The organism is Nitrospirota bacterium (assembly GCA_016214855.1).
GTDB lineage: Bacteria > Nitrospirota > Thermodesulfovibrionia > Thermodesulfovibrionales > UBA6898 > UBA6898.
On record JACRMT010000004.1, the window covers coordinates 24738 to 42798 of the forward strand.

Consider the following 18061-nt stretch of genomic DNA (forward strand, 5'->3'; position numbering starts at 1 on the left):
GGTCAGCCAGCCTGCATTGTGCAGGCGCCGGTCTGTTACGCCTTAATGAACGAGCAGCAGTAGTCGCTGATGGTCTTCACGTTCATTGAGAACCTGGCGTTTGCCGGAACCTCGAAAGATTCTCCCCCTTTGACCGGCTGCCAGGAGTTCTGACCGGGCAGGAGCAGATCGAGCTCTCCTGAAAAGATCTCCATGATCTCCCTGTCGCCGGTATTGAACTCATACTCTCCGGGCAGCATGACACCCAGAGTCTTCTTCGAGCCGTCCTTGAATATGATTGTCCTGCTTGTTACCTTGCCGTTAAAATAAACGTTTGCTTTTTTGACGACCGTTACATCCCTGAATTCAGACATAGAGTCACCTCACATGGATTTGATATATGTCACCCGAGCTGACAGGACGTATCTTACCAGATGCGGAATGAGCGAGTAAATCAGGGCTGGTGAAAAAAACAGGCTCCCTGCAGAACAGGGAGCCTGTTAACCGCACCTATAGACTAAAGCCTCAGGAAGCGCTTCAAAATAAAAAAGCCACAAAGCAAAGAGTCTTTGTGGCTTCAGTTTACCTACAGAAATTTCTGAAACTTCAGGCGTAATAATCTCATGGGGTGTGCTGAAAAATCAATGCCGGTTTTCTCTTTGCCGCCGCTTCTCCTGACAGTAATTAGTCGCTGTATCATGGTATAATTACCCAATATTTTTGGGGGAGGCCGATATGGCAAAACGTGCAGGCGCATATAAAAGTGAGAAGAGAAAGAAGGAAGTGAAGAGGCAAAAGAAGCAGGAAGAGAAGAGATTGCGGCGAAGCGGCCTACTCAAGCCGGCAGGAGAGGGCGAGAATCCTGATGGGATGGATCCAGAGGCAGCACTGTCCGGTGAGGCTGGTGACGGACATGAGGAAGGGCAGGACGAGGGACAGGCTGAGGAATCTGATGAAGTCAAGGCGGAAGAAAAAAGCGCATAGGCTGCAGGTATGAGCGTTGTCTGGATCCTGGCCGGCTTTTTCCTTTTGCTGGCCCTCTGGGGCATCTGTATTTACAACAGGCTCGTCATGCTGAAAAATGACGTAAGAAATGCCTGGAGTCAGGTAGATGTGCAGCTGAAACGCAGATATGATCTCATCCCGAACCTTGTTGCCGCGGTAAAAGGGTTCATGGAACATGAGAAGACCTTACTTCAGAATGTGGTTGACGCCCGGGCCCGGGCCATGGCAGCAGACCGGATAAGAGACAGATCGTCTGCAGAAGATTCCCTGACGAACTGTCTGAATGGCTTTTTTGCGGTGATGGAAGGCTACCCTGTACTCAAGAGCAATGAAAATGTCATGCACCTTCAGGAAGAACTTGTTTCTACCGAGAACCGCATCGCTTTTTCCCGCCAGCTTTATAATGATCTCGTTGCCAACTACAGGACAAGGCTTGAGGTCTTTCCTGACATGATCATCTCCTCGCTTTTTTCGTTCAGGCCGGCAGAATACTTCAGCGCCGGCAGAGATGATCTGCAGCTGCCTAAAGCCGCGCTTTCTTCTTCTGCACAATAATTCATGCCGATCACCTTTATAGACATCGAGAGGCAGAAGAGCTGGCGGATAGGGCTTCTCCTATTCTTCCTTGTGGCGCTCTATTTTCTTTTCGCTTTCATCATTGCCCAGGCCGTTGTCCTCTTCTTGTTAGGGACACGTTCTTTTTTTGTTATTGGTTCCGCGAACTATGCGGTCATTATCGCTGTCTCTGTCCTGACCCTTGCCCTTGTCCACTTTGGCATCTCCGGCTATACAGCGGTGCAGCGAGTAATAGAGCAGGTTCGCGCCGAAACTCCTGATCCCGAAGACGGCATTCACCGGCAGCTTGTAAATATCATCGCTGAGATCCACATTGCATCCGGCAATACACGAAAGATCAGATGCATGGTCATCCCCACGCTCTCAATGAATGCCCTGGCAGTGACTGATCTTAAGGGTGAAGCGGTGATTGCCATAACCGAAGGTCTGCTTTCGCGCCTGTCCCGTGACCAGCTTGAGGCTGTTGTCGCGCATGAAGCGTATCACATCCTCTCGGGTGACTGCCTCGAAACCTCTCTTGCTGCAAGCCTTTTCGGCATATACGCCTCTGCGGTGGACGGGCTGAAGGGCGCGAGCACGGAAGATGTCAGAGCGGTCCCCTTCCTGCTGCTCTTCTGGATGCTGTCTACGTTAGCTTCGATGGTAAATATGTTCATTTCCCGCGAACGGGAATATCGTGCGGATGCCGGTGCCGTACGAATGACGCGTAATCCTCTCGCACTTGCTGAAGCCCTTCATCGCATTTCTGCCCGCTGGAGCGGCGCCGGGTTCATCAGTGATGGACTTGAAATGCTCTGCATCAGCAGTCCCACGGTCGATTCTCATGATGAGGCTGAAGGCTGGCTTGATGATCTTCTCTCGACGCATCCTCCTGTCAGGAAGCGTATTGCTGTCCTTCTCGGCATGGCCCATCTCAGTCCTTCGGCCCTCGACAAGCAGGACCGGTCCCGAACGCCGGTGCAGATGCCGCCCTTGCCGGCTGGTTCTTTTGAGGGCGGGTCTGTTCAGGAACCGCTAATGTTCTGTCCTTCATGCCGAGGGCCGCTCGTTCGGGAACCGGCTGAAAGCACTACCGTATTCAGATGCCACGCCTGCAGGGGACTGCTTGTTGATAATGATAAGATCCCCCGCATTCTTGCGAGAAAGCAGGTGGAGTGCACGGACAGGCTCCTGGCTCTGGTGCGGGCCGTGACGGCTGACAATCAGCGCAGTCTGGCAATAAGACAGAAAAGATTGAAGGAGAGAAAGAACGCGGAGACCATTCCCTGTCCGAAGTGCGGAAGGGTCATGTTCAGGACTTTTTACAGTTACGCCTATCTCATAGAGATCGACCGCTGCAACGCCTGCTGTCTTACCTGGTTTGATGCTGATGAACTGGAGATGCTTCAGTACATCATCGAGAACAAGATCACCGGGGCGATCGAAAACCTGCAGGAGTTCCATGGCTGAACCGGCAGAGGCGGAAGAGACACCTGCCGGCAGCGGGCATGATGAGCATTGGTGCGTCTATGTTCTCAGATGCCGGAATAATTCCCTGTATACCGGCATGACGAATAATCTCGAGAGAAGGCTTGTGTTACACGATCAGGGCAGGGGCAGTAAATATGTCAGAGCATGGAGACCGTTTGAGCTGGTTAAAACCATACCGTGCAGGAATGCAGGAGAAGCGGGAAGGCTTGAGCGCGAACTGAAAAAACTTTCACGCAAAGAAAAGATCGATGTCCTTGAACTCTTCATTGAACCGTTACGATAAGAATGTTGTCGTTGTCCGGTCTCCTTAGATGCTTTTTTCCACGATCGTCGTATCAGCGACCTCCACAAGGCCTTTGGTGATGAGAGCGGTTATTTCGGGCAGGACCCTGTTGATCGTTTCTTCTCTGTCCACGATCTCGATCTTGACCGGCAGGCTGGTTGAAAGTTCCAGTATCTTTGCCGTATGGAAAACCCTCTGTCCGCCATACCCTGCAACGCCGCGGAATACGCTCACGCCGGATACCTTGTTGCGATAGCATAACTCCATAACGACCTCGTAAGCCGGTTTTCCATGCACTTTGTCCGTCTCGTCCAGATAGATCGTTAGCTTCCTGGCAGGCCTGATATTCATGGGATATCTCCTATAGCACCCGTGCTGCGCCTTCGCCGACCTTCAGGGCAGCGAAGCCGATTATAACGCTGAGAGCAACATTGAGCGATGCGATGAACCACTCACCGTCCCTGAGGAGTGCTCCTGTCTCATATTCGAAGGTAGAAAAGGTTGTGTAGGCTCCAAGGAAGCCGATAACAAAGAACATCCTCCATTGAGGATTGAGCATAAGCCTTTCCGTGAAAAGTGCCATAAGAAAGCCGATAAGAAAACTGCCGCTTACATTAATGACAAAGGTGCCGAGAGGGAATGTCCTGCCCCATCTCTGGCCGATCCAGAGGCCTATGGCGTAGCGGGCAACTGCGCCCAGGAAACCACCTAACCCGATGATAAGAACGTTCTGCATGGCGATGGAATATATTACTATAGTTGCAGAGTAAAAACGAAGAGACCCGCGGACATTGCCGCAGGTCTCTTCGTTCTCAGGCTGAGGATGAACTGCTTAGCTTGCCGGATCAGATGCTGCTTTTTCCTGCTCCTCAGATGCCGAAATGAGCCTCTTTGCGCCGATGAAACGCTTCACGTAATAGGGCGTTTCAAGGTTATCGATGGTGACCTTCTTGCCTCTGGACGAGGCATGGATGAAAAGGTTGTTCCCGAGATAGATGCCCACATGGGACGGGAAAGATGCATACGTCCTGAAGAAAACAAGGTCCCCTACCGAAAGTTCTTCCTTTTCGATCTCTTCACCTTCCTTGAACTGTTCACGGGCAGTTCGCGGAAGGTTGACGCCCATCAGGCCATAGACCTTCTTCACATAGCTTGAGCAATCAATGCCAAGAATGGTGTTGCCGCCGAACTTGTACGGGATGTTCAGCAGTTTCTTTGCAAAGGTGACCAGCTTGTCAGGAGAGGTCTTTTCAGCAAATTCCGGAGATTCCGGGACCCTTTTCAGTTCCTCTTCGATATTCCTGGCCATGACAATATACTTCTGATCCACATTGACAACTTCCGGCTTTTCCTCCAGAAACAGTTTCTGTCCGACCTTGAGATCAGGGGAGGACATCTCGTTAATCTCCATGAGGTCATCAGAATCCATATCGAACTTCTTTGCTATCTGCCAGAGGTTGTCGCCCTTCCTGACCGTATAGGTCTTTGGGCCGGAGAGCGCTACGAGGAGCTTCTGTCCGGCCTTTAGTTTTGCTGAATGCAGGTCATTCAGACCCTTTACATCTGATACGGATACACTGTACTTCCTGGCGATAGCCCTAAGGGTATCGCCTTTTTTCACAACATGATACTTACTGCTGTCAGCGGCTGTTTTTACAGGCTGAATGGTTTCCCTTTCTGTTTTTTCACGGTTTGATGGCTTCGACGGTGAGGCTGTTTCGGCCTTTACATACTTCGCTGATGATCTGGCAGATGTTATGGCTGTTGTTTTGTCCTTTCTTGATCCTTTCTTTGCTGATTTTTGAGACTTATTCTCCACAGGGATCGTGATCTTTGTCCCCGGTTTCAGATTTGCAGCATTGACCTTGTTCACGCTCTGGATGTCACTGACCGCAATATGATATTTCCTTGCAATGTCGTGAAGGTTATCACCTTTTTTTATCGTATAGGTGGTCCTTGCCGATGCCCCGGTGACAAAAAGAAGCAGGATAAATAATGCCAAAACGAGCGATACTTTTTTCATCACGCCGCCTCCTCCCGTGTTAGCTCCCTCAGAGTAGGGAGCTCGGTCAGATCCTTCAGTCCGAAATACTGAAGAAACTCCTTGGTCGTGCCGTACAGCATAGGTTTTCCCGGTGCTTCCTTCTGGCCGACGATCCTGATGAGCCTCTTGTCAAGCAGGCTCTTCATAACACCGTCCGAGTTAACGCCTCGTATCTGCTCAACCTCTGCCTTTATGAGCGGCTGTTTGTATGCAACGATGGCAAGGGTCTCAAGTGCAGGCATCGAGAGCTTGTTCGATGCAGCGGTATTGGTAAACTTGCGCAGAAGCTTTGCATACAGCGGATTGGTCACCATCTGATAGCCGTCAGCTATCTCCATGATGAGTATCCCGCGGTCGCGCTCCTTATACTCGGCAATGAGCTCGTCTACTGTCTGTTTGATATCAGCCTCAGGCATATCCATGGCGCTTTTCAATGAAGCAAGCGTTACCGGCTCTCCTGAGACAAAAAACATTGCCTCGATAAGAGATATCTTTTCCTTGTCCGCCATAAAAGTGGATTAATTATAGCAAAAAGTGAAATAAAATTCATCAAAACTGACAGCCAATGTAGTATGCTGTTCTGAATCTTGTAAATTATCTCAAAACAGGTTACTATTTTTCTATCGGTATCATATTTCTTATGGATGAGGTGAATAATGGGAAAGTGGAGATGTACTATTTGCGGTTATGTCTATGATCCGGAGTTTGGCGACAGTGATGGCGGTATTGCTCCTGGTACGAAGTTCGAAGATATTCCTGATGGCTGGACCTGTCCTGTCTGCGGCGCCACAAAAGACTCATTCGAGCAGGTGTGATCTCTCATTGCAGTCTTGGCTTAGAAGTCTTGCGTTTAACTAAATAAAATAAAACTCTGCTATAGTTGGCAGAGTTTTATTTTATTTCTCATAGTTACATTATATTTTCTGGAATCTACTTTAGGCCTAAAACGTCCTGCATATCATAAAGGCCTGCAGGTTTTCCTGCCAGCCAAAGGGCTGCTTTGAGCGCTCCCCGTGCAAAGGTGTCTCTGCTTGAAGCCTTGTGCGTTATTTCTATCCTTTCGCCAAGCCCGCCGAACAGTACCGTATGTTCTCCTACAATATCACCAGCCCTGACGGTCTGAATGCCTATTTCTTTTTTTGTTCTCTGTCCGATAATGCCGTGCCTCGCATAGATGCCCACCTCGTCAAGGTTCCTGTTTACGGCATCTGCAATGACCTGGGCCATCTTCAGCGCGGTGCCGCTAGGGGCATCCTTTTTCAGCCTGTGGTGTGCTTCAACGATCTCGATATCATAATCGTCTCCGAGTACCCGGGCAACATCCTGCAGAACTTTAAGCAGCAGGTTCACGCCCAGGCTCATATTCGATGCCATTACGCAGGGGATCTTCCTGAGCAACGGTTCGATCCGTTTTATGTCATCACGGGAAAGGCCGGTTGTGCCGATGACCATTGCCTTGCCTTTTTGGGCTGCGATCTCCAGGTTCTTTACCGTTGACTCAATTGAGGTGAAATCAATAATAATATCGACTGCATCCATGACTTTTTCCATACTGTCCTGCAGAGTGACGCCTGTCCCGCCAATACCGGCAACAAAGCCGATGTCCTTGCCGATCTCTGTATGCCCTGTCCTTTCGCACGCCCCTGCGAGCTCCAGTCCTTCATATTCCCTGCAAAGGGCGGTGATCCTGCTCCCCATCTTTCCTGCTGCTCCTGCTACGCCGATCTTTATCATGCTTCCTCCTGTCTAATCATCCAGTTCCTGTTCATCTTCCTCTTCTTCTTTTCTGCCTTCCACGCGATACTCCTCAGCTGCCCAGGCGCCCAGGTCGATCGTTTTGCAACGCGCAGAACAGAACGGCCTGTAGGGGTTCTCCTCCCAGGTTGTTATATTCTTGCATATGCGGCAGGTGATCTGCATATCAGGCCCGGGCTACATTTTGTATTGAGTCCTGTCCTTTTTTCAACAGGTTTTTTATCAGGATGTCCGCAACAAGACCGTTTGCAAAACCGGTCAGTGTGCCTATGAGCAGAATCACAGGGCTGATCAGCAACACTGCCTCGATCCTCCGGATAAAGAGGAGATATGCGAAAAAAAGCTGGGCCGCATTATGAAAAAGCGCCCCAATGAGGCTGAGGCCGACCGGACCGAAGATATTCCTGCTGACACTGAACACTGCGCCCATCGCAATAGTTCCCGCCAGACCGCCTCCCAGGCTGAGGATGAATGCGGGCCCCAGGAACGTGCCGGCGAAGATGGAGCCAAGCATGACCCTGATGAGCGTGATCATCATCGCAGTCCTGAACCCGAACAATACGAGCGCGGTAAGGGTTATTATGTTCGAAATCCCGAATCTGAGCCATGGCAGCGGACTCGGCAGCATTGCTTCAAATCCGTGCAGGGCCAGGGCATAGGCAGACAGGATGGCTATGCGGTATTTATCCTGTAATTGCATCAATATCTTTTTTCGTACCGCTGCCGACGATCACAACAATATTGTTCGGCAGGCAGACGATCGTTCCCCTGGATATCCAGCCCTGCTTTTTGCATGTCTGGTTGCTGCAATCCGCCTCTTTCATGCGCACTTTGCTGGCCCTGATCTCGAGAACGGTCCGGCCGTGTGTTCCCTCTATCGGGACCTCAGTATCGGCATCAAGAGAAAGGGTATAAACAGGCCTGCCGTTCACTTCGACCACAACATCAGAGCCCAGAGATAACGCTTCCCGCGTGTACACAAGTCCTGCAGCCGAGGCGACGATCAGGAACAGGAACAGGAGCCTGTCCGCTATCGTTGTGTTTTTAATGGCCTTTTTCATGTGTAATCTTTTCCTTTATGGCATCGGTTATATGGATCGTACCGCTGCCGTCGATGACCATGGCATCCATACCCATTTCTCTCATAAGCTTCATGCCTTTCTCAGGGCCAAGGATAAAAACTGCCGTGGAAAAAGCGTCTGTGTTGACCGCCTTGTCGGTGACGATACTGACACTCCTGCACCCGAAGGCCGGCATGCCGGTCTTCGGATCGAGAAGGTGATGGTACCGTTTATCATCAGAAATAAAATACCGCTCATAATCACCGGATGTGGAGATCGCCTCGTCGTCGAGCCGTATCTTTGCGATGATCTCATCCTTCTCACCCGTCTGACGGGGGTTCTTAATGCCTATGGTCCATGGGCTTTTATCCGGCTTCCTGCCAAAGGTCCTGATGTCGCCGGCGATCGAAACAAGGCCTGACAGGATACCCGTCTTCTTTAGCGATTCCACCGCAAGGTCAGCGGCATATCCCTTTGCAATGCCTCCGAGGTCTATCATCATGCCTTTTCGTTTGAGAAAGACGGTGGCTGCCGGGCTGTCAATAAGTATATCCTTGTAGTTCACCAGAGGTAAAGCCTCTGCGATCGCGGCCCCGGTCGGTTTCTTCTTATTCAGAAAATCCCAAAGCTTGACGATCGGACCGATCGTGGGATCGAATGCACCTCCTGATCTTTCCGCAGCAAAGACCGCTTTTTCTATGACATCAAGAGTTTCAGGGGAGACCTTTACGCTACGAAGGCCTGCATTTCTGTTGATGCCTGCAAGTTCGCTCTTCTCAGAATAAAAATCTATCAGATCGCCGAACCTGCTGATCTCTGCAAATGCGTTTTCTATGGCCTTTTCTGCTCGGTCTTTTGAGTCGGTAACGACCGTGATACTGACCATGGTGTCCATGAGCGGCCTGGTCTTCTTAAAGACAGAGTCTTTTCCGGATGAACAGGAAACGGCAGTTGTCACGAGCATGAGAACGATCACCGCTCTATATCGAAATGTATTCGTCAGCATGATATTGTCTATTTTAGATCAAAGCGGTGTGCCAGGAAAAGACTAACGGGCCGCAAGGCGTTCTTTCAGAAATCTGCCTGTATAGGATGCCGGGGTTCTGCTTACTTCTTCAGGTGTTCCGGCCGCAAGGACCTCTCCTCCCTGGTCACCGCCTTCAGGCCCGAGATCGATGATGAAGTCAGCTGATTTGATGATGTCAAGATTGTGCTCTATCACCACGACCGTGTTGCCCCGGTCAACGAGCATGGTGATAACATCAAGCAGCCTCTGGATGTCAACAAAATGCAGGCCTGTGGTCGGTTCGTCGAGGATATACAGGGTATTGCCTGTTGTCCTCTTGCCGAGTTCTTTTGACAGCCGTATTCTCTGCGACTCGCCGCCTGACAGTGTGGTGGCAGACTGGCCCAACTGGATGTACCCAAGCCCGATCTCTTCGAGCATTTCGAGTTTTCTGCGCAGCAGCGGGATATTCTCAAAAAAGATCAGGGCGTCAGATACGGTCATGTCGAGCAGTTCTGCGATATTTTTGTCCCGGTATCTGATCTCGAGAGTTTCGTCATTGTAGCGTTCACCCTTGCACTTCTCACAGTGCACATATACATCGGGAAGGAAGTGCATCTCGACCTTGATGAGGCCGTTGCCGCGGCATGATTCGCATCTGCCGCCCTCAACATTGAAGCTGAAGCGCGAAGCCGAATACCCGCGCTTTTTCGCCTCAGGCACCAGAGCAAAGATATCTCTCATCAGGCCAAAGAAGCCTGTATATGTTGCCGGATTCGAACGCGGCGTCCTGCCGATGGGCGACTGATCAACGCTTATTACCTTATCTATCTTTTCAAGGCCAACGATCTTTTTGTGCGCTCCCGCTGCACGGACTCCGGACAAGCCTTTGGAAAATACTTTTTCTGCAGCTCGCTGGAGGATATCAAATACCAGTGTGCTCTTGCCAGAGCCTGACACGCCGGTAACGCAAGTGAATGTCTTAAGTGGTATGCTGATATCAATATGCTTCAGGTTATGCTCCGAGGCCCCATGAATGACGATGAACTCTGCTGCCTTTCTTCTCTGTGCCGGTGTCTCGATCCTGATATGCCCGCTCAGATAGTTGCCGGTGAGGGATTCGCTGTTCTTCTCTATCTCTGCAGGTGTCCCGGCAGCAACGACCGATCCGCCGTGAGTTCCCGCGCCGGGTCCCATGTCAACGATATAGTCTGCCCATCTGATCGTCTCCTCGTCATGTTCGACGACAATCACCGTGTTGCCGGCATTCCTGACCGCGGTGAGGCTTTCAAGGAGTTTTCCGCAGTCCCGGGGATGGAGTCCTATGCTCGGTTCATCGAGGACATACAGCACGCCGGTAAGGGACGAGCCCATCTGTGTGGCGAGACGCACTCGTTGAGATTCTCCTCCTGACAAAGTTAGGGAAGGTCTGTCGAGGGTGAGATAGCCGATGCCGACCTTTGAGAGGAAGAAGAGTCTGTCATTAATCTCTTTCATGATCCTTGCAGCAATGGTCTTTTCCCTTTCGGTGAACTTTACGTTCCTCAGAAATGCCAGGGCCTGATCTACAGACATCCTGCTGAGCTCAGCGATATTGAGGCCATGGAATCTGACGCTCAGCGATTCCTTCTTCAGCCTCAGGCCATGGCACTCCCTGCAGAGCTTCTGCTCGTCCAGGTCGACAGCCTCCTCCAGGATATGTTCAAAGCCGAGGCCGTTGCAGACCGGACAGGCACCTGCCGTGCTGTTGAAGGAGAAGAAACGCGGCACGATATCCGGATAGCTGACGCCGCATTTCGGGCAGGCAGCTGTCTTCGAGAAGAGGATATCCTTATTTTCATTGATCAGGTTAACGACAAGAGAGTCGGTGTATTTGAAGGCGGTCTCGACAGAATCATTGATCTGACGCTCAATGCCTCTTTTGACGATCAGCCTGTCAATAACGATCTCGATGGTGTGGCGCTTCTGTTTTGCGAGGATAATGTTCTGCGTGAGGTCTTTCATCTCACCGTCAATGCGTGCCCTCACGAACCCCTCGCTTCTCATCTCCTGAAGTTCTTTGCGGTAATTCCCTTTCCTGTCCCTGATGATCGGTGAAAGGACCTGTATCCTGGTCCCTTCCGGCAGAGAGAGCACTGCATGGATGATATTTTTTGACTCCTGCGTGGATATTTCGACATTGCATCGGTAGCAGAAGGCTGTACCAAGCCGGGTGTACAATACGCGGAGATAGTCATAGATCTCGGTTATGGTGCCGAGCGTTGACCGGGGGCTTCTGCTTACGGTCTTCTGGTCGATGGCAACAGACGGAGAAAGGCCCTCAATGGAATCGACATCAGGCTTCTGCATCTGTTCAAGGAACTGACGGGAATAGGGCGAGAGACTTTCTACATATCTTCTCTGACCTTCTGCATAAATGGTATCAATGGCAAGCGAGGATTTGCCTGACCCTGACGGCCCGGTGATGACTGTTATAGCATCCCTTGGGATCGAGAGTTCAAGATTCTTGAGGTTATGCTCTCTGGCGCCCTTGATATGTATTGCTGTCTGCATAGATTTTTAGTATAACTGAAATGGCTGCAAGGAAAGCGATACTGCCTATGAACAACTATGTCGTTGCGAATATCCCTTTAGTTGCAGGTGCAATAATTCTCCCCTTTCCAAGGGGAGGCATGGAGGGGTATAGATATAATTACCAAAACCTCCCCACCCCCTCTTTTGTAAGGAGGGGATTCAGCCCGTAACGGTTCTGCCTCTGTTTTTGATAGTTCCTTCAGGTATTGTTTATAATGAGTTATGAGCGCGGCTCTTCAGAAAGTTTCCCTCTACCTGAAAATGATCAAATTCTCTCATTCGATCTTTGCCCTCCCGTTTGCCTTTACCGCTGCACTGATAGCCGCTTCAGGAATACCCGCTCTGGACCGGGTTCTCTGGATCACCGTGGCCATGATTGGAGCGCGTTCCGGTGCCATGGGACTGAACAGGATCATTGACCGGAAGATAGACAGGGGTAATCCGCGTACCGCCGGGAGAGAGATTCCACAAGGCCTCATAAGGGTCTCTGAGGCTGTCGGTTTCGTCGTCTTGTCTTTTGGCTGTATGCTGTTTGCCGCGTACATGCTGAATCCTCTCTGCCTGCTGCTTTCACCCATAGCCATCGCTGTTCTTGTCCTCTACTCCTATACAAAAAGATTTACCTGGACAGCGCACTTTGTCCTTGGGCTGGCGATCTCTGCGGCGCCGCTTGGCTCCTGGATAGCTGTTACAGGGACCTTTGATCCTGCGGTCATTCCTCTTGCCGCTGCAGTGATATTCTGGCTTGCGGGGTTTGATGTACTCTATGCGCTTCAGGACATTGAATTTGACAGACAGAGCTCTCTTCCGGTTGGGCGTGGCGTACTGGGCAGGCATGATCATCATAGCAGGACTTTTTCTCTATGAGCATTCACTCGTTAAAAAAGATGATCTCAGCAGGCTCGATATGGCATTCTTTAATATGAATGGATATATCAGTATGACCGTTTTTCTGTTCACGCTTGCGGATTTCCTGCTATGAAGAGATTCGTCTTTGCCATAAGCGGCGCCTCGGGCTCCATCATAGGCATCAGGGTTCTTCGTGAACTTGTCAGGACGTCCGAGATCTATCTGATCATTTCTGCTCCGTCTTTCCCGATGATCAGGGAAGAGACCGGCATTGATTGGCATGCCGCGTCAGACGCTGCCATCGAAAAGAAGATCCGTTCATCCCTGAGATCGACGAAGATCCGCTACTGCAATGAACAGAATATGGCTGCGCCCATATCAAGCGGTTCGTTCAAACATGACGGCATGTTCATTGTCCCCTGCTCCATGAAGACTCTCTCCGGGGTTGCACAGGGCTATACAGAGAACCTGATCCAGCGTGCGGCTGATGTGACGATAAAGGAGGGCAGGCCTCTGTTGCTTTCACCCCGGGAGATGCCGTTCAGTGCCATACATCTCGAAAATATGCTTAACGCAACAAATCTCCCCACACCCCTCTTTGGCAAGGGGAGGAGACAGGTGAGGTCGATGATGATAGCAGGCCTGTTGGCGCCCCGTTCATGGCAAGGAGAATCGGTGATGCGTGACGTGTAATTGAGGATGCGATGGCCTGTAATGTCAGGTGTGCTGTAGGGGGCCTGGTTCCAGCTCCCATCAGACCTGTAGTCGCAGGAATAGAGAGACAGTCATATATCCCGGTGGATGATATGACTGTCAAGGTTATTCTTTGCCATGAATTTCGAGATATCCTCGGCAATGGCCGGTGAGCGGTGCCTTCCGCCTGTGCAGCCAAAGGCGATCGAGATGTATGACTTGCCTTCCCGAATATAATGAGGGATGAGAAAGTCCAGAAGATCTTTTACTTTTTTCATGAACTGTTTGGTTACAGGCTGTGAAAAGACAAAGTCAGAGACCTTTTTATCCCGGCCGGTAAGCTCTTTGAGCACAGGGACGAAATGCGGATTGGGCAGGAACCTTACATCAAAAAGCAGGTCAATGTTCTGCGGGATCCCGTATTTGAACCCAAAGGATATAACGCTGACCGCAAGATCTTTATGTCCTGTCCTGGGGGCATAGAGCGACGTTACCAGTTTTCGCAGTTCATGGGGAGAAAGCGCGGTTGTGTCGATCACCCGGTCTGCGTTCGCCTTGAGCCCGGAAAGGACCTTCTTCTCGGCCTTGATCGCGTCTTCAATACTCCCGCCAAGCGGATGGGGTCTTCTCGTCTCCTTGAATCTCCTGACAAGCACCTCAGGTTCTGCCTCAAGATACAGGATCTGGAACGGGAATTTCTTCCTGAGCAAGGCCACTGCTGCATCAATATCTCCAAGAAATTCCTTTTCGCGGATATCGATCCCGATAGCAATATGTTTTGAGCCGCTCTGCCGGGAGATCTTATCGATCAGCGAACTGATGAGCGATACCGGAATGTTGTCAACACAATAGAAGCCTGCATCTTCAACCGCACGCAGGGCAACAGTCTTGCCGGACCCGGAAAGACCGCTTACAATAAGAATTCTGGATCCCCTGCTGCCTTTTTTTGCTGCCGGGGATTTCAAAACCTTATTTCTCCCACTCGGTGCCATCGGCCGGCTACTGCGGCTCGATCAGACCGAAATTTCCGTCTTTCCTGCGGTAAATGACATTGATCAGATTGCTCTTGTCATTCATAAAGACGAAAAAGTCCTTATCCAGAAGCTCCATCTGCATGGCTGCCTCGTCCGGGTTCATGGGCTTAAGATCGAAACGCTTATTTTTTATGATCTTGCCGCCATCAGGTGCTGCCGCTTCTTTTTCTGTTGTCTCGGTCTGCTTTGCAGCACCTTTTCGGTATGAACTGTGTTTTTCCTTGTACTTTTTGACCTGACGGTCGAGCTTTTCCGAGACCTCGTCAATGGATGAATAGATCTCTCCGGTCACGCTTTCGGCCTGAATAAGCACGCCGTTCGTTTTGAGCAGGACCTCTGCCTTATGGCGGTATTTTTCAACGCTGAGGGTTACGATGGCGTCTGACCCATCCGGAAGAAACTTCTCGAATTTCCTGATCTTCTCCTCCGAATAGCTTTTGAGTGCCGGTGTTACTTCAAGGTGTCTGCCGTTTACAATGATGTTCATGTTGATCTCCTTTCTGTAGAATAGGAGCTCAGGCTCCTATCTTCTCCTCTGGCTCTGCGGGGGAATCTTCAGTTCCTCCCGGTATTTTGCTATGGTCCTTCGTGCGATGGTTATGTTCTGGCTCTTGAAGATATCCACGATCTTCATATCGCTGAGCGGGTTGGCGACTGCTTCTTCCTGAATGATCTTCCTGATCATATCCTTTACCGAGGTAGAGGAAAGCTCTCCGCCTTCACTGGGAATGGCATTGCTGAAGAAATACTTGAAGCCGTAAATGCCGCGCGGGCAGGCAAGATGTTTGGTCGAGGTGACCCTGCTGACCGTGCTTTCGTGCAGACCCAGTTCTGTTGCGATATCCTTGAGGTTAAGCGGCCTCAGATGGCTGACGCCTGCTTCGAAGAAATCCTTCTGATAGTTCAGTATGCATTCTGTAACACGATAGATCGTCTTGTTCCTGTGGTCAAGGCTCTTGATCAGGTCTTTTGCAGCGCGGAGCTTTTCCTCCAAAAAATTGCGTTCCTCTTTAGGGATAAGATTTTTCTGCTGCAGCAGCCGCATATAGTAGCTGTTTATCCTGAGTTTTGGCATGCCTTCGTCGTTCAGCACGATCTGATACCCTTCCTCTGTCTTGAAGATGTACACATCCGGCGTGATGTAGTTGGTAGTATCTGTCGAGAAGTGCCGGGCAGGCTTCGGGTCAAGCCCTTCAATGATCCTGACTGCTGCCATGACCTCTTCGAGCGGTACATTGCAGGTCTTTGCGACCTGCTGATACTTCTTTTTACCGATCAGCTCCAGATGGCACAGTATCAGCGTGTCGACAAGCGTACCCAACAGATTGAGCGGTCTGAGCTGAAGCTGAAGGCATTCCCTGAGGTCACGGGCGGCAATACCGGGAGGGTCAAAGCTCTGAACAAGCATGAGCGCCTCTTCCACGATCTCAGGCGTTGCCAGCGATGTCTGCTGGAGTTCCTCGACCGACACCATGAGATAGCCCTTCTCATCTATATTGCCGATAATGAGTTCAGCGACCGTTCTTATCTCATCAGCATCCCTGCTGTGGCGAAGCTGGGTGATAAGGTGATCATAAAGGTCAGGGGCAGTGCTCAGAAAGTATTCGAAGGACGGCTGGGTTACGGTGCCGGGAGTGAAATACCCGAGGTCTCTGCCGTCAGAACGGCGTTCGTCAAAATAATCGTCAGTGGTAAAGCTGGCAAGACCTTCAAGGGGCAGCTCAGAATCATCCCGCTCGTCATCGATCTGCTCAAAAGATTCCTTTTCCTCCGCAGAAAGTTCGTCGATCGAGACATTGTCAACGGATTCCTCGAGAAAAGGGTTCTCAGTCAGTTCCACCGTAAGGGTCTGTGAAAGTTCAAGCTGGGGCATCTGAAGGAGCTTGATCGCCATCTGAAGCTGGGGGGTAAGCACCAGCTTCTGGCTGAGCTTGAGCTCAAGCCGGTTTTGAAGGGCCATTAGAGCCTGAATTCCTCGCCGAGATACGCTTCTTTCACCTTGGGGGTTGCCACCAGTTTTTCCGGCGTGCCTTCTTCCAGGATCTCGCCGTCGCTGATGATATAAGCCCTGTCTGTGATCGAGAGGGTATCCCTGACATTATGATCTGTGATGATGATGCCGAGGCCTTTGGACCTGAGATAGATCATCATCTTCTTGAGTTCTATGATCGCAAGCGGGTCAATGCCGGCGAATGGTTCATCAAAAAGGATAAAGGTCGGCTTTGTCGCAAGCGCGCGCGCGATCTCGGTCCGTCTTCTCTCGCCGCCTGACAATTTGTAGCCGTCTCTCTTCGAGAATTCGGTCAGATTGAATTCACGGAGAAGATCTTTGAGCTCTGTTTCGATCTCGTCCCTGTTCAGGCCTTTTATCTCGAGTACTGCCCTGAGGTTGTCCTCGACCGAAAGTTTCCTGAAGATCGAGGGCTCCTGAGGCAGATAACTGATGCCCCGCCTGGCCCGCTGATACATGGGGAGAGCGCTGATGTCCTGATTGTCGAGCAGTATTCTGCCTCCCTCAGGCCTGATAAGCCCGAGAATGCTGTAGAAGGTGGTTGTCTTTCCAGCGCCGTTGGGCCCGAGGAGTCCGACGATCTCCGAGGTCGAAACATAAAGATCGATATTCTTTATGACGACCTTCCTGCCGTATCTCTTTTGAAGTCCTTTAACCTCGAGAAGGTGCATTACCTGTCCTGCGTGCTCTTCATGATGACCTTGCTGCTGCCCTCAACAAAGGACCGGTCGCCGTCAATATAGTATGTTATCTTTGTTCCGGAAACGATATTCTGTCCGTCAAAGGCCCGCGGACCTCCGGTAAATACGATCCTCTCCGGAGACTCTGCGAAGTAAGTCGCTTCCTGTGATGTTATCACCTTGTCTTCTTTTTGAACCTTCACATTACCCTTTGATTCGATCCTGGTTATATCGCCGCCCGGGTCTGTGTAGTGTACCAGCATCCAGTCTGCTGACATGGTCATGTCAGTGGTCTTTGCGATCACATTTTTTTCAAAAAGGGCTGTGTGGGCCAGATTGTCAGCGGTCAGCGTCTCGGATGTAACAGTCACCGGACCCTTTACTTTCGGCTTTGAACTCCCTGATGATTTGGCACTCTCCTGCGTCCTGGATTTTTGAGCCGGCACCGGCATCTCTGCAGATGAGATCCCCAGACAGAATACAAAAAATGAAAGACTAACGATTAAAGGTAGCTTTGACATCCTTCAGTATCCTCACTTTGTGATCGTTATTTTCTGCCTGCATGCCTTTACCTTCGAGCTCGAACTTTTTGCCGTCGATCTTTACATCTCCCGCAGTATCAAGATGTCCCTTCCTGCCGTCAAATAAAACCTTGCTCGTTGTAAGGGTGAAATTCCTGCTGCTGGCCTGCAGAAATCCCTCAACGGATATCTGCCCTGTCTCCATATCGTACACACCTCTGTCAGCCGAGACGGTCAGCCCCTGTCTCTCGAGTTTCATCTCGACGCCGCTCAATAAGGCCTGTTTCCCGTCGCTGGTCATGTCTGCTCTTTTTGCCAGTAATATCCAGTCTGCCGCGCCATCTTTCCTGTTTATGATCTTCAGACCCTCAAAAAAGGAGTCCCCCTTTAACTGGGCATCAAGCCTGGCCCCTTTTTCACCCCCAATAAGATAAAAAAAGGAAAATGCGGTAATAATTATGATGGCGAAAATGACCTTTTTTGTCATGAAAAAAGTTTATCACAAGGCCGGGTATTAGTA

Annotated in this window: 23 protein-coding genes and 1 pseudogene; 7 read left to right on the top strand and 17 right to left on the bottom strand. The window is 50.6% G+C overall.

The annotated features are described in order from the left end of the window. Positions 1–35: 35 nt before the first annotated feature. Complete coding sequence (locus tag HZB62_02075; GenBank protein MBI5073949.1) at positions 36–353, bottom strand: pyrimidine/purine nucleoside phosphorylase; 318 nt, start codon at positions 351–353, stop codon at positions 36–38. 361 nt (positions 354–714) lie between these two features. On the opposite strand from HZB62_02075, the gene HZB62_02080 reads away from it, so the two are divergent. Genes HZB62_02080 through HZB62_02095 form a run of 4 tightly spaced genes read left to right on the top strand, consistent with a single transcriptional unit; the run spans position 715 to position 3313 of the window. After that, a complete protein-coding gene (locus HZB62_02080; GenBank protein MBI5073950.1) occupies positions 715–963 on the top strand; it encodes a hypothetical protein in 249 nt (82 codons plus the stop codon). 9 nt (positions 964–972) lie between these two features. Next, positions 973–1539 (top strand): LemA family protein, encoded by a 567-nt coding sequence (locus tag HZB62_02085; protein MBI5073951.1) that lies wholly within the window; start codon positions 973–975, stop codon positions 1537–1539. A 3-nt stretch (positions 1540–1542) separates the two neighbouring features. Then, positions 1543–3009 (top strand): M48 family metalloprotease, encoded by a 1467-nt coding sequence (locus HZB62_02090; protein ID MBI5073952.1) that lies wholly within the window; start codon positions 1543–1545, stop codon positions 3007–3009. Continuing rightward, complete coding sequence (locus HZB62_02095) at positions 3002–3313, top strand: GIY-YIG nuclease family protein (GenBank protein ID MBI5073953.1); 312 nt, start codon at positions 3002–3004, stop codon at positions 3311–3313. Before HZB62_02090 ends, HZB62_02095 begins: the two co-directional genes overlap by 8 nt. 24 nt (positions 3314–3337) lie before the next feature. Here the strand turns inward: HZB62_02095 and HZB62_02100 are convergent, their stop codons facing one another. The 4 genes from HZB62_02100 to scpB form a co-directional block, all read right to left on the bottom strand. Beyond that, positions 3338–3664, bottom strand: a complete 327-nt coding sequence (locus tag HZB62_02100; protein ID MBI5073954.1) for a DUF190 domain-containing protein — start codon at positions 3662–3664, stop codon at positions 3338–3340. A 10-nt stretch (positions 3665–3674) separates the two neighbouring features. After that, positions 3675–4049: a fluoride efflux transporter CrcB gene (crcB, locus tag HZB62_02105; protein ID MBI5073955.1), complete on the bottom strand. Its 375-nt coding sequence runs from the start codon at positions 4047–4049 to the stop codon at positions 3675–3677. 96 nt (positions 4050–4145) lie between these two features. Next, on the bottom strand, positions 4146–5336 hold the full coding sequence (locus HZB62_02110) for a LysM peptidoglycan-binding domain-containing protein (GenBank protein MBI5073956.1): 1191 nt from the start codon (positions 5334–5336) through the stop codon (positions 4146–4148). Next, positions 5336–5866, bottom strand: coding sequence for an SMC-Scp complex subunit ScpB (scpB, locus tag HZB62_02115; protein ID MBI5073957.1), 531 nt, complete (start codon positions 5864–5866; stop codon positions 5336–5338). Before scpB ends, HZB62_02110 begins: the two co-directional genes overlap by 1 nt. A gap of 147 nt (positions 5867–6013) precedes the next feature. Between scpB and HZB62_02120 the strand changes: the two genes are divergently transcribed. Further along, the gene (locus HZB62_02120) at positions 6014–6172 is read left to right on the top strand and encodes a rubredoxin (protein ID MBI5073958.1); all 159 of its coding nucleotides are present in this window, start codon (positions 6014–6016) and stop codon (positions 6170–6172) included. A 115-nt stretch (positions 6173–6287) separates the two neighbouring features. Here HZB62_02120 and dapB read toward each other — a convergent pair whose 3' ends face one another. Genes dapB through uvrA form a run of 6 tightly spaced genes read right to left on the bottom strand, consistent with a single transcriptional unit; the run spans position 6288 to position 11732 of the window. Further along, the gene (gene dapB / locus HZB62_02125; protein ID MBI5073959.1) at positions 6288–7091 is read right to left on the bottom strand and encodes a 4-hydroxy-tetrahydrodipicolinate reductase; all 804 of its coding nucleotides are present in this window, start codon (positions 7089–7091) and stop codon (positions 6288–6290) included. Positions 7092–7103: 12 nt separating this feature from the next. Then, entirely contained in the window at positions 7104–7277 is a 174-nt protein-coding gene (locus HZB62_02130; GenBank protein ID MBI5073960.1) for a DNA gyrase inhibitor YacG, read from the bottom strand. Between the two features lies 1 nt (position 7278). Beyond that, positions 7279–7812 (bottom strand): Gx transporter family protein, encoded by a 534-nt coding sequence (locus HZB62_02135; protein MBI5073961.1) that lies wholly within the window; start codon positions 7810–7812, stop codon positions 7279–7281. Further along, a complete protein-coding gene (locus HZB62_02140; GenBank protein MBI5073962.1) occupies positions 7796–8173 on the bottom strand; it encodes a NusG domain II-containing protein in 378 nt (125 codons plus the stop codon). Before HZB62_02140 ends, HZB62_02135 begins: the two co-directional genes overlap by 17 nt. Continuing rightward, positions 8157–9179, bottom strand: a complete 1023-nt coding sequence (locus HZB62_02145) for an FAD:protein FMN transferase (GenBank protein ID MBI5073963.1) — start codon at positions 9177–9179, stop codon at positions 8157–8159. Before HZB62_02145 ends, HZB62_02140 begins: the two co-directional genes overlap by 17 nt. Positions 9180–9221: 42 nt before the next feature. After that, on the bottom strand, positions 9222–11732 hold the full coding sequence (gene uvrA, locus HZB62_02150; protein MBI5073964.1) for an excinuclease ABC subunit UvrA: 2511 nt from the start codon (positions 11730–11732) through the stop codon (positions 9222–9224). Positions 11733–11975: 243 nt separating this feature from the next. Between uvrA and HZB62_02155 the strand changes: the two are divergent. Together HZB62_02155 and HZB62_02160 are read left to right on the top strand one after the other, a co-directional pair. Further along, positions 11976–12735, top strand: a pseudogene (locus HZB62_02155) (UbiA family prenyltransferase). Then, a complete protein-coding gene (locus HZB62_02160; GenBank protein ID MBI5073965.1) occupies positions 12732–13295 on the top strand; it encodes a UbiX family flavin prenyltransferase in 564 nt (187 codons plus the stop codon). Before HZB62_02155 ends, HZB62_02160 begins: the two are co-directional and overlap by 4 nt. 92 nt (positions 13296–13387) lie before the next feature. On the opposite strand, the gene rapZ is transcribed toward HZB62_02160, so the two are convergent. From rapZ to lptC, 6 genes are read right to left on the bottom strand one after another with little or no spacing between them, the layout of a single operon-like run. Continuing rightward, positions 13388–14260 (bottom strand): RNase adapter RapZ, encoded by an 873-nt coding sequence (gene rapZ, locus HZB62_02165; protein MBI5073966.1) that lies wholly within the window; start codon positions 14258–14260, stop codon positions 13388–13390. 34 nt (positions 14261–14294) lie between these two features. Next, entirely contained in the window at positions 14295–14816 is a 522-nt protein-coding gene (raiA, locus tag HZB62_02170; GenBank protein MBI5073967.1) for a ribosome-associated translation inhibitor RaiA, read from the bottom strand. A 36-nt stretch (positions 14817–14852) separates the two neighbouring features. Next, the gene (rpoN, locus tag HZB62_02175; GenBank protein MBI5073968.1) at positions 14853–16289 is read right to left on the bottom strand and encodes an RNA polymerase factor sigma-54; all 1437 of its coding nucleotides are present in this window, start codon (positions 16287–16289) and stop codon (positions 14853–14855) included. Next, positions 16289–17011, bottom strand: coding sequence for an LPS export ABC transporter ATP-binding protein (gene lptB / locus HZB62_02180; GenBank protein MBI5073969.1), 723 nt, complete (start codon positions 17009–17011; stop codon positions 16289–16291). Before lptB ends, rpoN begins: the two co-directional genes overlap by 1 nt. Continuing rightward, positions 17011–17541, bottom strand: coding sequence for a hypothetical protein (locus HZB62_02185; GenBank protein ID MBI5073970.1), 531 nt, complete (start codon positions 17539–17541; stop codon positions 17011–17013). Before HZB62_02185 ends, lptB begins: the two co-directional genes overlap by 1 nt. Beyond that, positions 17516–18028, bottom strand: a complete 513-nt coding sequence (gene lptC, locus HZB62_02190) for an LPS export ABC transporter periplasmic protein LptC (protein MBI5073971.1) — start codon at positions 18026–18028, stop codon at positions 17516–17518. The genes HZB62_02185 and lptC overlap by 26 nt, the downstream gene beginning before the upstream one ends. Positions 18029–18061 lie beyond the last annotated feature (33 nt).

Excerpts from the sequence above, each read along its gene's own strand:
- HZB62_02075 (MBI5073949.1), bottom strand. The coding sequence starts at position 353 with ATGTCTGAATTCAGGGATGTAACGGTCGTCAAAAAAGCAAACGTTTAT.
- HZB62_02080 (MBI5073950.1), top strand. The coding sequence starts at position 715 with ATGGCAAAACGTGCAGGCGCATATAAAAGTGAGAAGAGAAAGAAGGAA.
- HZB62_02085 (MBI5073951.1), top strand. The coding sequence starts at position 973 with ATGAGCGTTGTCTGGATCCTGGCCGGCTTTTTCCTTTTGCTGGCCCTC.
- HZB62_02090 (MBI5073952.1), top strand. The coding sequence starts at position 1,543 with ATGCCGATCACCTTTATAGACATCGAGAGGCAGAAGAGCTGGCGGATA.
- HZB62_02095 (MBI5073953.1), top strand. The coding sequence starts at position 3,002 with ATGGCTGAACCGGCAGAGGCGGAAGAGACACCTGCCGGCAGCGGGCAT.
- HZB62_02100 (MBI5073954.1), bottom strand. The coding sequence starts at position 3,664 with ATGAATATCAGGCCTGCCAGGAAGCTAACGATCTATCTGGACGAGACG.
- crcB (MBI5073955.1), bottom strand. The coding sequence starts at position 4,049 with ATGCAGAACGTTCTTATCATCGGGTTAGGTGGTTTCCTGGGCGCAGTT.
- HZB62_02110 (MBI5073956.1), bottom strand. The coding sequence starts at position 5,336 with ATGAAAAAAGTATCGCTCGTTTTGGCATTATTTATCCTGCTTCTTTTT.
- scpB (MBI5073957.1), bottom strand. The coding sequence starts at position 5,866 with ATGGCGGACAAGGAAAAGATATCTCTTATCGAGGCAATGTTTTTTGTC.
- HZB62_02120 (MBI5073958.1), top strand. The coding sequence starts at position 6,014 with ATGGGAAAGTGGAGATGTACTATTTGCGGTTATGTCTATGATCCGGAG.
- dapB (MBI5073959.1), bottom strand. The coding sequence starts at position 7,091 with ATGATAAAGATCGGCGTAGCAGGAGCAGCAGGAAAGATGGGGAGCAGG.
- HZB62_02130 (MBI5073960.1), bottom strand. The coding sequence starts at position 7,277 with ATGCAGATCACCTGCCGCATATGCAAGAATATAACAACCTGGGAGGAG.
- HZB62_02135 (MBI5073961.1), bottom strand. The coding sequence starts at position 7,812 with ATGCAATTACAGGATAAATACCGCATAGCCATCCTGTCTGCCTATGCC.
- HZB62_02140 (MBI5073962.1), bottom strand. The coding sequence starts at position 8,173 with ATGAAAAAGGCCATTAAAAACACAACGATAGCGGACAGGCTCCTGTTC.
- HZB62_02145 (MBI5073963.1), bottom strand. The coding sequence starts at position 9,179 with ATGCTGACGAATACATTTCGATATAGAGCGGTGATCGTTCTCATGCTC.
- uvrA (MBI5073964.1), bottom strand. The coding sequence starts at position 11,732 with ATGCAGACAGCAATACATATCAAGGGCGCCAGAGAGCATAACCTCAAG.
- HZB62_02160 (MBI5073965.1), top strand. The coding sequence starts at position 12,732 with ATGAAGAGATTCGTCTTTGCCATAAGCGGCGCCTCGGGCTCCATCATA.
- raiA (MBI5073967.1), bottom strand. The coding sequence starts at position 14,816 with ATGAACATCATTGTAAACGGCAGACACCTTGAAGTAACACCGGCACTC.
- rpoN (MBI5073968.1), bottom strand. The coding sequence starts at position 16,289 with ATGGCCCTTCAAAACCGGCTTGAGCTCAAGCTCAGCCAGAAGCTGGTG.
- lptB (MBI5073969.1), bottom strand. The coding sequence starts at position 17,011 with ATGCACCTTCTCGAGGTTAAAGGACTTCAAAAGAGATACGGCAGGAAG.
- HZB62_02185 (MBI5073970.1), bottom strand. The coding sequence starts at position 17,541 with ATGTCAAAGCTACCTTTAATCGTTAGTCTTTCATTTTTTGTATTCTGT.
- lptC (MBI5073971.1), bottom strand. The coding sequence starts at position 18,028 with ATGACAAAAAAGGTCATTTTCGCCATCATAATTATTACCGCATTTTCC.